The following is an 11,817-nucleotide window of genomic DNA, read 5'->3' on the forward strand; positions in this document are numbered from 1 at the left end:
GCCGGTTTGCGAGGAAAAAGGAGCGGATTCTTCCGCTCCTTTTGTTTTTGAACAAAACAAGATATGATACCTGTAAAAGCATGTCCACACGGACGATGGAGGGACTACATACGATGAAGATTCTCGTGACGGGCGGGGCCGGGTTTGCCGGTTCGCACATCGTCGACACATTCATTGCGGCCGGACATGATGTCGTGGTGGTGGACAATCTGTTCACCGGCTCCAAAGACAATCTCAATCCCCAAGCCAAGTTTTATGAAATGGACATCAACGACCCGAAGCTGCACGACATGATCGAAGCGGAAGGGATTCAGGCGATCTCGCACCAAGCGGCGCAGATCAAAGTGCCCCTGTCGATCAAAGACCCGGCGATCGACGCGCAGATCAACATCATGGGCACGATCCACGTCCTCGAAGCGGCGCGCAAGTACGGGCTGAAGATCATCTTCGCCGCCTCGGCTGCCGAATACGGCACGCCGCAATACCTGCCGCTCGATGAGCAGCACCCGCTCAACCCGCTGTCGTTCTACGGCTTGAGCAAAAAAGTAGATGAAGACTACATCCGCATGTACGGGGAACTGTACGGCGTCAACTATACGATCCTCCGCTACGCCAACATTTACGGCCCGCGCCAGGGGCGCTTTGGCGAAGGCGGCGTGATCTCGATCTTCCTCGAACAGATGGTCAAAGGCCAGCCGGTCAACATCGAAGGCGACGGCGGCGCGACCCGCGATTACATCTATATCGGCGATGTCGCCGAGGCCAACCTGATCGCGTTGACCTCCGACAAAAACCTCACCGTCAACATCTCGACGGCGACCAAAGTGTCGGTCAACGAACTGTACCAGACGATGAAAGAGCTGACCGGCTATCCGCTCGACGCCACACATGGCCCGGCGCGGGTCGGCGACATCTATCACAGCACGATGAGCAACGATTTGGCGGTCGCCGAGCTGGGCTGGAAGCCGCAGACCTTGCTGCGCGACGGTTTAGCCAAAACGATCGACTGGGGCCGCACCGCCTACGGGACATCGCAATGATGCCCAAGACGATCTCCACCGCCGAGCTGCGTCGCGACTTTGAGCTGGAGCTGATCAATGAAGAAGCCGACATGAGCCGCCTGACTGCCGTTTCGGACATCAACCGTCCGGGGCTCGCCCTGGCCGGCTTTTTCACCTATCATCCGGCGGAGCGCGTGCAGGTGATGGGGCGCACCGAGGTGACGTTTTTTGAAGGGATGAGCGAGGCGCAGCAGCGGGAGCGCGCCGACCTGCTCTGCTCGTATGAGCAGACCCCGTGCGTGATCCTCGCCCGCGACATGGAGGTGCCGACGACGCTGATCGACGCCGCGAAAAAGTACCGCCTGCCGATCCTGCGCACCTCGCTGTCGACGACGAAGCTGACCGGTCGCCTGCAGTCCTATCTCGACAAAAAGCTGGCCAAGGAGACGCTGCTGCACGGCGTGCTGGTCGATGTGTACGGCATCGGCATCCTGATCACCGGCACGAGCGGCATCGGGAAAAGCGAAACGGCGCTCGAACTGGTCAAGCGCGGGCATCGCCTCGTCGCCGATGACGCGGTGGAGATCCGCAACATCGCCGACACGCAGCTGGAAGGCACGTCGCCGGAGATGCTGCGCCACCTGATCGAAATCCGCGGCCTCGGCGTGCTGAACGTGATGACCTTGTTTGGCGCAGGGGCGATCCGCACGCACAAAGATCTCGAGCTGGTGATCAAGCTGACGATGTGGGAAGACAATGTCGCTTATGACCGGCTGGGGCTCGATGAAGAAACGATCAAAATCCTCGATGTCGACGTTCCCTTGTTGACGCTGCCCGTAAGACCTGGTCGTAACTTGGCGGTAATTCTCGAAGTGGCGGCGATGAACCAGCGCCTGAAACGGATGGGCCACAATGCCGCGCGAGACCTGTCAGAAAAGATGTTGAAAAGCATGAACCCGGAGAGTTTCCTCGACTGAGGAGACTCTTTTTATTTTTGTGAGCAGGTCACAAATTTTACTTTTTTCGAGATTTTGGAAGGAACGTGTTGGAATTTGTCGAATACAAACTATCGGATTTTATAACTGTTAATGTCCGTCTAAAACCATGGGTAATTGCGAACTTCAGTTCGCATTTTTGGGTGAGTGTGATGGTGCGTTACTTGGGAGGGATATCATGGGTAAGCTGACAGAGAGAATCAACGACCGCGGTCGTACAGTTGTGGCTGGCAGCATTACAGGAGTAAGAAACTACATCAAGAACATCAATTGGGAACAGGTTAAGGCAAATTGCATTGCGGAGGTCAAAGGCACGTTCCATCTTCGCAATTCGATGGCAGCTCTGGCAGTCTTGTTGCTGACTTCGGTCGGTGTATATACATTTTCGGAAAAAGTAGCCGCTACGGAACATGTTTATCGCGTGTACATAGACGGTCAGTATTATGGTGTGGTCGAGGATAAGTCGTCGATCGAAACGACGATTGAATCGCTCGGCAGCGAGATGAAGGCGGACGTGAGGTTCCAGCCGGTCAATCAGCATGTCAAAGTAACCAATGAAATCTATGTGGCCGATGCGATCGTCGAATCGACTAAGGAATACGCGGAGCTGACCGTCGTTCGCGTCAACGGGCGCGACGTGGTCACCGTGCAGGACGAAGAGACGGCACAGAAGCTGATCGAGCAGCTGAAGTCGCAATACGTCAAGCCGGATGAGAACGCGGAGGTTACGCTGGCTGAAAACGTCGATTTTATCAAGGTCAAAACAGAAGTGCAAAAGGTCACCCCGTTTGACGCGGCGTTCAAGCTGATCACAGACGGCGTCAACGAGCAGCGCAAATACGTCGTCTCGCGCGGCGATTCCCTCTGGGACATCGCGCTGAAGAACAAGATGACGGTGGATCAGCTGCATGATGCGAACCCGAACATCGCCAACATCGATGCGATCGGCGAAGGTCAGGAGATCAACCTCGTGGCGAAAAAACCGCTGATCTCGGTGCAGGCTGTGACGGAAGTAACGCGTGAGCTGACCAAGAACTACGAAGTCGAGTACAAAGAGGACGACTCGATGTACGAAGGCGAAGAAGAAGTCATCCAGGAAGGCGAGACCGGCAAGGTGAAGCAGGTGGTGAAAGTCACCAAGAAAAACGGGATCGTCATCAAGGAAGACTTGCTGAAGGAAGATGTGGTTTCCGAACCGGTGAAGGAAATTATCGCCAAGGGAACCAAGGAAAAGCCGACCTACGGCGCATACAGCGGTCCGGCGACTGCGGTTGGCGGCGGCGGTTGGGCGTATCCGGTCGGCGGCGGTTATGTGTCGTCCTACTACGGTGAAAACCGCGGCGGCCGTCCGCACCTCGCGATCGACATCGCAGCAGGCACCGGCACGGCGGTCTACGCTTCGAACTCCGGCACAGTCATCTGGGTCGGCGATGCGGGCGACGGGTACGGCAACTGCATCCGCATCTCGCATGGCAACGGCGTGGAGACGCTGTATGGACATCTGAGCTCGATGTCCGTCTCGCCGGGCCAGGCGGTCGGCAAAGGCGAATACATCGGCGGCGTCGGTTCCACCGGCTGGTCGACAGGCGCACACTTGCATTATGAAGTGCGCATCGGCGGCGCGCAGGTCAACCCGGCTCCATACATGTAAGAGCATGTGTTTTGAGAGGTCCGTGCAAGTCGCGGGCCTCTTTATGCTATAATTGAACAATGAGTTTTGATGGAGGTGAGGGTGTTGCAAGGCGTTTTGTATCGTGGCTGGCAGGCTGGTCTTCGGACTACGTGGATTTTAGGGAAAGTGATTGTGCCGATCACGCTGATCGTTTCGCTGCTCAAGCATACGCCCGTCATCGAATGGATCGTAGATTTGTTTGCGCCTTTGATGGGGCTGGTCGGTCTGCCGGGTGAAGCGGCGATCGTGCTGGCGCTTGGCTTTATTTTGAACTTATACGCGGCGATTGGAGCGATGTTTTCACTGGCTCTGACTTCGCCGGAAATTTTAATTCTTTGCGTGATGCTGTCCTTTTGCCACAACCTGTTCGTGGAGACGGCCGTGGCGAAGCGCCTCGGCCTGAACACGCTGGTCGTCGTCGCCGTGCGGATGGGCATGGCGTTTCTAGGCGGGGCGGCGCTGCATGTGGCGCTTGGCAATCAGGTCGGAACGGTGGCCGGAACGTATACGCATCTCGCCTATCTGTGGGAGATGCCGGTGCTGACCTTGGTTGGCGAAGTGGGTTGGACGATGTTTAAAGCGGTCGGGCAGTTGGCGTTGATCGTCATCCCGCTGATGATGATGATACAGGTGCTCAAGGAGCGCAAGACGCTCGACCGGCTGGCCGGCAAGATGACCCCGCTGATGCGGGTGCTGGGCCTGTCGGAAAATGCGGCGATCCCGATGCTGGCGGGCATTTGGTTTGGCCTTGCTTATGGTGCGGGCGTGATCTTGGAAGCTTCGCGGGAGAAGCCGATGCAAAAACGCGAGCTGTACCTGCTGATGGTCTTCCTCGTGCTCTGTCACGCCGTTGTGGAAGACACGCTGATCTTCCTGCCGCTGGGCGTCAACGGCTGGTATCTGCTGGCGATCCGTCTGCTGGCAGCGCTGGTGGTGACGTTCCTGCTCGCCCGCATCTGGCGCGCCAAGAAGCAGCAGGCCGCCAATATCGAAAGCAGCAGCATCACATCGTAGCTGGAACCGAGTGGCTTGTACGGAGCAAGGGAGGAACTTGAGATGAACTACCGCTATGTCCTGTTTGATTTGGACGGAACGCTGCTCGATACGAATGAATTGATTCTGCGCTCGTTTGAACACGCGCTCGACCTGCACGTGCCGGGGCAATATACCCGCGCCGACGTACTGCCGCATATGGGCGAACCGCTGGTCGACCAGATGGAGCGCTTTGTGCCGGGCCGCTCGCAGGAACTGGTCGCGACATACCGCAAGTTTAATATTGAACAGCATGATGAGCTCGTCACCGAGTTCCCGCAGGTCCAAGACGTGCTGGGACGCCTGCACAAAGCCGGGGTGAAGATGGCGATCGTGACCTCGAAAATGCGTCTGACCGCCCGGATGGGCTGGGACCTGGTCGGCATCGGGCCGTATTTTGACGCGTTTGTCACGGCGGACGACACCGAGAAGCACAAGCCGCATCCCGATCCGCTGCTCCTCGCGATGCAGCTGCTGGGAGCCGACCCGGCACAGACGCTGATGGTCGGAGACTCGCCGTATGACATCCTCGGCGGGCAGGCAGCCGGCGTGAAGACGGCCGGCGTGGCGTGGAGCCTGCGCGGGGCAGCGGGCTTGCAACCGCACAACCCCGACTATATGATCCACACCATGCAGGAGCTGGAAGCGACGATTCTCGGAACGAGGTGACTTCATGCGCAAGACGGTACGTTATCCTGTCGAAGGGGCCAACGCCCTGTGGCAGATTTATAAAACGGTCAGCTTCTGGAAGGTCGTGAAGAACTTTGCGGTGATTCAGATCGCCCGCTACACGCCGTTTCTCAAGCTGAAAAATTGGCTCTACCGCACCTTTTTGGGCATGGAAGTCGGCGATGACACAGCGGTCGCCTTGATGGTGATGATGGACGTGATGTTCCCGGAGCTGATCTCCGTCGGGCGCAACACGATCATCGGCTACAACACGACGATTCTCGCCCACGAGTATCTGATCGACGAATACCGCCTCGGTCGTGTGATCATCGGCGACAACGTGATGATCGGGGCCAACTCGACACTGCTCCCCGGCATCACGATCGGCGACGGAGCGGTCATCGCGGCGGGCTCGGTCGTCAACCGCGACGTGGCGCCGGGCGCGTTTGTCGGCGGCAACCCGATCCGCGTGATCCGCGAAGGCGTCGACATGACCCCGCCGCACGGCCGACTGGGCGAATCGGACGAGACTGTGGAAGCGCCGGAAGATGACAACAACACGATCTTACACTAAGGATACAGAAAGACCCTCTCCACGCGGAGAGGGTCTTTTTGGTTACGCCTGTGCAGTTGTGACAGTTGGGGTGATCTTGAATTTCATGATCTCCTTCGCCTGGCGGTAGGTGGAAAGCAGGTGCTCCAAGTTGTCTACTTTCATCCAGACGATCAGCAGCATCACTTCTTCATCGTCGCCGGCGATCGTTTGTCCGGTGGGGAACGGCTGCATGGTGGTCAGGACGCCGGGCAGGGCTTTCACCTCGTCGAGGCCTTCGATCGATTCATAGAATCCTGCATGCGGGGCAAACAGGATGAAGTAGCCGTGAGGGTCGTTTTTGCGCTCGTACTGTTCGAGCACTTGGTAGGTGCCGGTCATCAGCTCGACATAGGTGCTGATGTAGTCAACTCCGGCGATCGTGCGCAGGACTTCACTGGTGTAGCCGCCGCCCATCCGCGAGTTGATCTCTAGCACTTGCGGACCGAGGCCGTTCTCACCATAGCGCAGTTCGATATGCGCGATGGAGTTCTTCAGTCCGATCGCTTGAACCGCTTCGACAGCGCATGCTTCCAGCTCGCGGCACTCTTCTTCGGTGAAGCGCACCGGCGGGGAGATCCAGAGGTCTTCGTAGACGCTGCGCCCTTCTTCGGTCACCACCGCCTTGTCCTGCATCACAAGCGGGATGCAGCGGTCTTCGGTGATCAGGACTTCCACTGCCACTTCACGGCCCGGAATGTACTGCTCGAGAAGCAGGCAGCGCATCGGGTCGAAGTGGATCAGCTCGCCTTGCGCGTTCGGGTAGGAGTGTGCCCCTTCGTAGAAGCTCTCGAACGTCGAGCCGGGCAGATGCTCCATGGCATGGCGGAAGTTCTCGGCGACTTCCTCTGCGCTGTTGCATTTCATGATCAGATGCGACGCGATGCCGTTGACCGGCTTCATCAGCACCGGGTAGCCGATGCGGTTGGCTTCGGTCACTGCCGACGCTTCATCGACGGCAAGTCCATAGTCGATCGTGTTTACACCGGCGGCGCGGAACTTGTCGCGCATCAAGTATTTGTTGTTGGCGAGATACAGCGCTTCGACGCCTTGGGACGGCAGGTTGCGCTCATCGGCAAGTTGGGCAACGTGGGCACAGACCAGTCCCTCTTTGCAAAACGGCCCGTTGCCGGAGATCAGCGCGGCGATGTCGGCATCCTGCTCGATCTCGGCGAGAATGCCGCGCAACGTATCAAGATCGAAGCGGTCGGTGTCATAGCAGCGCTCATACACCGGTTTGCCTTCGCGCTCCCTGGCAACATAGTTTTCGAGCGCCGGGCGCTGAATTTCCGGGAATCCTTTCGACACCAGATAGGTGACATATCCTTTGTCTTGGGCGAGGGCAGCCCGGCGGGTCAGAAACAGCGGCAATTCATTATCAATAAAAACGACAGCTTGCGGTCGGCTCATCGGTAGACCTCCAATGGTAATAAGATGATAAAATGAACACTATTTATATTATACATCGCTCATGAAATGATAACCAGAAGGACTTGAATCCTATAGGACAATTTTACTACCTACTAAGCAGGAATAAAGTCACGGGTGTAGAAAAATACGGGCAGGAGACGTCCCGCTGTTCGGCCGGGGGCCTGCTTCTTAGAATCGACAGAAGAGGAAACAGCAAAGCGGCGTTTTCGTGTTCCTAACGAAGAAACAGCCACGATGTCTATGCGACATCGTGGCTGTTTTCTGTTTTGACAGCGCGGCGGCCGGGCTTCCATTTCCCGAAATAGTACAGGGTAAACATCAGCGCCATGATCATCGGCAGCCCGTGGAGGATGCCAACGACCGCAACCGGCTTGAAAATTTCAAACAGCGGCGAGCAGATCACCATGCCGACCGCAAAACCGACCGTCTGCAAGGTGCTGGAAACGCCGAACATCCGGCCGCGTTTCTCATCCGGAGTCTGCTGCAGGCGGGTCGCATACACGATCGCCGATACGCCGTCGGCGATGCCGGCCAGCGCTGCAAAGAGCAAGATGATATAGATCGGGCTCTCAAAGAACAGCAGGATGAAGAACAGCGACATGAAGAACGTGGCGATCCCAAACGCGCGCTCGTTGACCGACGTGTCATTCCCGGTGAACTTCTTCGCCATGATCCGCGAACCGACGAGGTTGCCGATGCCCCAGACGCCCCAGATGATCCCCATGTAAAACGAGGGCTGGTCAGGCTTGAGCTGGGCCGAGAAGACCGGCATGCCGACGTTGTGCGCCGCAGAGCCAAACGTGTCGATCAGGCGAATCGCCATCAGCGACAACAGGACCGGCACGGTGCGCAGGTAGACGTAGATCAGCTTAAACTCGCTGAAGAACGACATGTTTTCCTGCTTGGCAGCAGCGGTGCGCTCTTCGCTGGTGCGCAGCGGGATCGAGAGCAGGTTGAGCGCCGAGACGACATACGTGCAGGCGTCGATGAGGAAAACGGTCTCATACGACACTTTGCCCAGCAGCATCCCGGCCCCAAACAGACCGATCACCATCGCCACCGAGCCCCAAGCGGTCAGGACGGCGTTCGCCTTGACGATGTTCTCTTTCCCGACGATGGCGGGAATACTGGACTGCAGACACACGCCAAACAGCGTGGATAAGCAGCCCATGATAAACGTGAGCGGGATGAGCACGTAGAACTGATAATCGGCCGGCGTAAACACGATCGCCAACAAAGCGGCGGAACGTCCGAAGTCGGAGAGGATCATCAGATGCTTGCGGTTCATCCGGTCGGCGAGAATGCCGGCGTAAAAACCGGCCACAAACGCGCCGGCCAAACGCACCGCCATGAACAAGCCCATGTAGACGGCGCTGTCTGTCAGCAGGTAGACGAACATGTTGAGCGCAACCATGTCAAAGTTGTTGCCGATGTCGGAGATCGTCTTGCCTGCTGTCAGCTGGTACAGATGCCGGAAGACTTTTTTGTTATCCGGCGCAGGTACGGCAGTCGTCATGCGTTGGTCACTTCTTCCTGGGACGTGACGTTCGGGTTGACGGTGAACGTGACGATCTCCAGGGCTTTGTCATAGATTTCGTAGACCTTTTCGTACGACTCGGCCTTGAGGAAGCACATGACAGCAAAGCACTCTTCATCCTCTGCGTGGATGATCATGCCGTTTGGCATCGTTTGTCTGCTTAGGATCATGCCCGGCATTTCTGCCAGCTCTTCCAGACCGTCGACTTGCTCCAGCAGGCCGGAATGCGGCGGATAGATCGTAAACATCGCGTGGATCTCTTCGCTCGACTGATATTCGGCTTCTGCCTTGAAGGTGCCGTCGCTAAGTCCTACACAGGTGGTCATCGCGTCGATTCCGACCATCGCTTTGATGCTGTCCTGCACGAACATGCCGCCGATGCGCGGATTGATCTCCAGCAGCTGCGGCCCCATGCCGTTTTCTCCGTAGCGGAGTTCCACGTGGGAGAAGGTGTTTTTCAAGCCGACCGCTTTGGCAACGGCGACGGCGTAGTCTTTCATCTCTTGCACTTCTTCATCGGTGAAGCGCTGCGGCGGAACGACGAGCAGATGCTCGTAGAAGCAGCGTTCCTTCTCGGACATCGTCACTTTGTCGTGAACGATCAGCGGGAAGATCTGATCTTCCGTGATCAACAGCTCCACGCTCGCTTCACGGCCCGGGATGTACTTCTCGATCAGCATCGAGCGCAACGGATCGAAATCGAGGATCTCGCCTTTGCGGTTCGGGTAGCTGTGCGCCGATTTATACGCGCCGATGTTGGTGGAGTTCGGGAGGCGTTCCATCGCATCGCGGAACTTGGTCACCACTTCTTCTGCGTTTGCGCATTTGACGATCATATGCGAAGCGGCGCCGTTGAGCGGCTTCAGGATGATCGGGTAGCCGATGCGGTTTGCGTGTTCCACAGCGGTCGTTTCATCGGTCGCCAAACCGAAGTCAACGGTCGGCACGCCTTGGTCGCGGAGGGCGTCGCGCATCAGGTATTTGTTGTTGCAGCGGAACACGGCGTCTGCGTTCGGAGACGGCAAGCCGCGCTCTTCGGCGAGCAGCGCCACGTTCGAGCCGACCAGATGTCCTTTGTGGAACATGCCGATCGAGGTCATAAACGCGCCGGCCGGGTACTCCGTCTCCACCTGCGCCACGAAACCGCGCAAGGTTTCGAGGTCAAAATCGTCGGTGGTGATATACTGGTCGAATACCGGGACATCGTTGTTTTTCTGCGTCTCGAAATCGGAGATTGCCTTTTTCTCCTGCTCGGTGAGAGCAGGAGAAATCAGCACGGTGCGGTACCCTTGTTCTTTCGCCATCACCGAACGGCGGGCCAGAACGAGCGGGTACATATTCTCAATAAAAATGAAAGACTTCTGCGTCATGCTTACAGAACCTCCAGTTCGTCGTCATCTCCATCCAGGTAGTAGGAAACGACATATCCATCTTCGTTGATCTCATGCAGCGGCGGCAGTTTGTCGTTGTCGGAGAACTCGAGGAAATCGGTTGCTTTGTACGGCGTGGTCGCTTTGATGTACTTGAGGCCTTCGATCTCGACGTACTCGAGGTGGTGGCCCGGACCGACGCGGTGTTTGCCGATCGGCGTTACGTAGACATAGTGCGGCGCGGTGGAGCCGGAGAAGCGCGAGATCGCATTGAGGATGTCGATGCCTCTTTGCACCGAGGTGCGGAAGTGCTTCGCGCCGATGACCGGCATGCAGTGGAACAGGTAGTACGGCACGATACCGACCGCGAGGAACATCGAGATCAGCTCGAGGATCGCTTGCGGGTTGTCGTTGATGCCTTTCATCAGAACGGTCTGGCCGCGGATGATGATCCCGCGCGAGATGAAGCGCTGTGCAGCGCGGATGACGTCCGGCGTCAGTTCGTCCTTATGGTTGATCGACAGGCCAACCGAGATGTTGCGCGAGTTTGCAGGGTTCTCATAATCGATGTGGTTGAAGCGGGCGATCATCTCTGCCAGCTCGTCGGTGATCGCTTCCGGCTGGAACAGGATGTTGCGGGTGCCGACGCGGATGTTGCGAACGTGCGGGATCTCCGCTACTTTCACCAGAACTTGCTCAAGCAGTTCCTGATCGATGAACGGGTCGCCGCCGGTGATCAGAACGGTCTTGATCCGTGCGTCGGAGCCGATGTAAGCGATCGCTGCATCGATGTTTTCATCGGTCATGCGCTTCGCTTCGCCGCCCAAGGTACGGGTCTTTTTGAAGCAATAGCGGCAATATGCGGAACATTCAAAATAAGGAGTGAGCACGGCGCGGTCTTCGTAAATGCGTTCCAGACCGTAGATGCCATGGTTGTTTTTGCCTTCTTCAAACGGCTTTTCAGTGCCGAATTCAAGAGCTTCATAAGGGCTCGGGATGAACTGTTTAGCTACAGCGTCAGACTCTTTGACCAATTTGCCCAAGGACGGGCTGACTTTAGAGCGAAAACGTTTCAGTACTTCCTGCTGCATCTGGCGTTCACGTTCGGACAACTTCTTTTTGTTGGACGTTTCATTCGAAATCGTGGACATTGCTTGATGCGCCTCCCTTTTGTTTTTACGAATACAACTATATTAACTGATTGTAAGCCTGAGCGCCACTATTATTTTGTTAATTTGTAAGTCATTAATTTCCATCGGCTTTTAGGGAATGATAAGGGAGGAGGGAGGTGCTGGAAAAATTGCTGAAGCCGTTTTACGTGTTTACGGCGCTTGTCGTCTTGTGGGATGTGAAAATGTGGGCAAATCTGCCGCTGTGGATTCACTTGCTGGTCGCGGTCAATCTGATGCTGGCCGCCGTGCTGACCACCTGGCGCGTACTCCGTTGACAGGTGTACGATGCCATGTTAGGATAGCGATAGAATTTCTTTAGTGCATTAGCAGACTAAAGCATTGAGGG

At 56.8% G+C, this 11,817-nt stretch carries 11 protein-coding genes; 7 read left to right on the forward strand and 4 right to left on the reverse strand.

Annotation, left to right across the window (positions count from 1 at the left end; translation table 11 throughout):
* Window positions 1-113: 113 nt before the first annotated feature.
* From CBW65_RS10635 to CBW65_RS10660, 6 genes are all read left to right on the forward strand, one after another.
* The gene (locus CBW65_RS10635) at window positions 114-1,040 is read left to right on the forward strand and encodes an NAD-dependent epimerase/dehydratase family protein (protein WP_087456784.1); all 927 of its coding nucleotides are present in this window, start codon (window positions 114-116) and stop codon (window positions 1,038-1,040) included.
* Window positions 1,040-1,978: an HPr(Ser) kinase/phosphatase gene (gene hprK / locus CBW65_RS10640; protein WP_087459196.1), complete on the forward strand. Its 939-nt coding sequence runs from the start codon at window positions 1,040-1,042 to the stop codon at window positions 1,976-1,978. The genes CBW65_RS10635 and hprK overlap by 1 nt, the downstream gene beginning before the upstream one ends.
* Before the next feature lie 196 nt (window positions 1,979-2,174).
* Window positions 2,175-3,647, forward strand: a complete 1,473-nt coding sequence (locus CBW65_RS10645) for a peptidoglycan DD-metalloendopeptidase family protein (protein ID WP_198299804.1) — start codon at window positions 2,175-2,177, stop codon at window positions 3,645-3,647.
* A gap of 69 nt (window positions 3,648-3,716) precedes the next feature.
* A complete protein-coding gene (locus tag CBW65_RS10650) occupies window positions 3,717-4,682 on the forward strand; it encodes a nucleoside recognition domain-containing protein (protein WP_198299805.1) in 966 nt (321 codons plus the stop codon).
* Between the two features lie 42 nt (window positions 4,683-4,724).
* Complete coding sequence (gene ppaX, locus CBW65_RS10655) at window positions 4,725-5,369, forward strand: pyrophosphatase PpaX (protein WP_087456787.1); 645 nt, start codon at window positions 4,725-4,727, stop codon at window positions 5,367-5,369.
* A 4-nt stretch (window positions 5,370-5,373) separates the two neighbouring features.
* The gene (locus CBW65_RS10660; protein WP_087456788.1) at window positions 5,374-5,943 is read left to right on the forward strand and encodes an acyltransferase; all 570 of its coding nucleotides are present in this window, start codon (window positions 5,374-5,376) and stop codon (window positions 5,941-5,943) included.
* Window positions 5,944-5,985: 42 nt separating this feature from the next.
* On the opposite strand, the gene CBW65_RS10665 is transcribed toward CBW65_RS10660, so the two are convergent.
* The 4 genes from CBW65_RS10665 to CBW65_RS10680 all read right to left on the reverse strand — a co-directional run bounded on the left by CBW65_RS10665 (window position 5,986) and on the right by CBW65_RS10680 (window position 11,450).
* The gene (locus CBW65_RS10665; RefSeq protein WP_087456789.1) at window positions 5,986-7,371 is read right to left on the reverse strand and encodes an ATP-grasp domain-containing protein; all 1,386 of its coding nucleotides are present in this window, start codon (window positions 7,369-7,371) and stop codon (window positions 5,986-5,988) included.
* Window positions 7,372-7,630: 259 nt separating this feature from the next.
* Window positions 7,631-8,908 carry an MFS transporter gene (locus CBW65_RS10670; protein ID WP_087456790.1) on the reverse strand — a complete coding sequence of 426 codons (1,278 nt, stop codon included), beginning with the start codon at window positions 8,906-8,908 and terminating at the stop codon, window positions 7,631-7,633.
* Window positions 8,905-10,299 (reverse strand): ATP-grasp domain-containing protein, encoded by a 1,395-nt coding sequence (locus CBW65_RS10675; RefSeq protein ID WP_087456791.1) that lies wholly within the window; start codon window positions 10,297-10,299, stop codon window positions 8,905-8,907. Before CBW65_RS10675 ends, CBW65_RS10670 begins: the two co-directional genes overlap by 4 nt.
* Window positions 10,300-10,301: 2 nt before the next feature.
* A complete protein-coding gene (locus CBW65_RS10680) occupies window positions 10,302-11,450 on the reverse strand; it encodes a KamA family radical SAM protein (RefSeq protein WP_087456792.1) in 1,149 nt (382 codons plus the stop codon).
* A 137-nt stretch (window positions 11,451-11,587) separates the two neighbouring features.
* Between CBW65_RS10680 and CBW65_RS24200 the strand changes: the two genes are divergently transcribed.
* Complete coding sequence (locus CBW65_RS24200) at window positions 11,588-11,746, forward strand: hypothetical protein (RefSeq protein WP_157721885.1); 159 nt, start codon at window positions 11,588-11,590, stop codon at window positions 11,744-11,746.
* Window positions 11,747-11,817 lie beyond the last annotated feature (71 nt).

The sequence above is a fragment of the Tumebacillus avium genome (assembly GCF_002162355.1).
Classification (GTDB): Bacteria; Bacillota; Bacilli; order Tumebacillales; family Tumebacillaceae; genus Tumebacillus_A; species Tumebacillus_A avium.

What these genes read in the sequence shown, in the direction of transcription:
- CBW65_RS10635 (WP_087456784.1), top strand. Translation starts at nt 114, where the DNA reads ATGAAGATTCTCGTGACGGGCGGGGCCGGGTTTGCCGGTTCGCACATC.
- hprK (WP_087459196.1), top strand. Translation starts at nt 1,040, where the DNA reads ATGCCCAAGACGATCTCCACCGCCGAGCTGCGTCGCGACTTTGAGCTG.
- CBW65_RS10645 (WP_198299804.1), top strand. Translation starts at nt 2,175, where the DNA reads ATGGGTAAGCTGACAGAGAGAATCAACGACCGCGGTCGTACAGTTGTG.
- CBW65_RS10650 (WP_198299805.1), top strand. Translation starts at nt 3,717, where the DNA reads ATGGAGGTGAGGGTGTTGCAAGGCGTTTTGTATCGTGGCTGGCAGGCT.
- ppaX (WP_087456787.1), top strand. Translation starts at nt 4,725, where the DNA reads ATGAACTACCGCTATGTCCTGTTTGATTTGGACGGAACGCTGCTCGAT.
- CBW65_RS10660 (WP_087456788.1), top strand. Translation starts at nt 5,374, where the DNA reads ATGCGCAAGACGGTACGTTATCCTGTCGAAGGGGCCAACGCCCTGTGG.
- CBW65_RS10665 (WP_087456789.1), bottom strand. Translation starts at nt 7,371, where the DNA reads ATGAGCCGACCGCAAGCTGTCGTTTTTATTGATAATGAATTGCCGCTG.
- CBW65_RS10670 (WP_087456790.1), bottom strand. Translation starts at nt 8,908, where the DNA reads ATGACGACTGCCGTACCTGCGCCGGATAACAAAAAAGTCTTCCGGCAT.
- CBW65_RS10675 (WP_087456791.1), bottom strand. Translation starts at nt 10,299, where the DNA reads ATGACGCAGAAGTCTTTCATTTTTATTGAGAATATGTACCCGCTCGTT.
- CBW65_RS10680 (WP_087456792.1), bottom strand. Translation starts at nt 11,450, where the DNA reads ATGTCCACGATTTCGAATGAAACGTCCAACAAAAAGAAGTTGTCCGAA.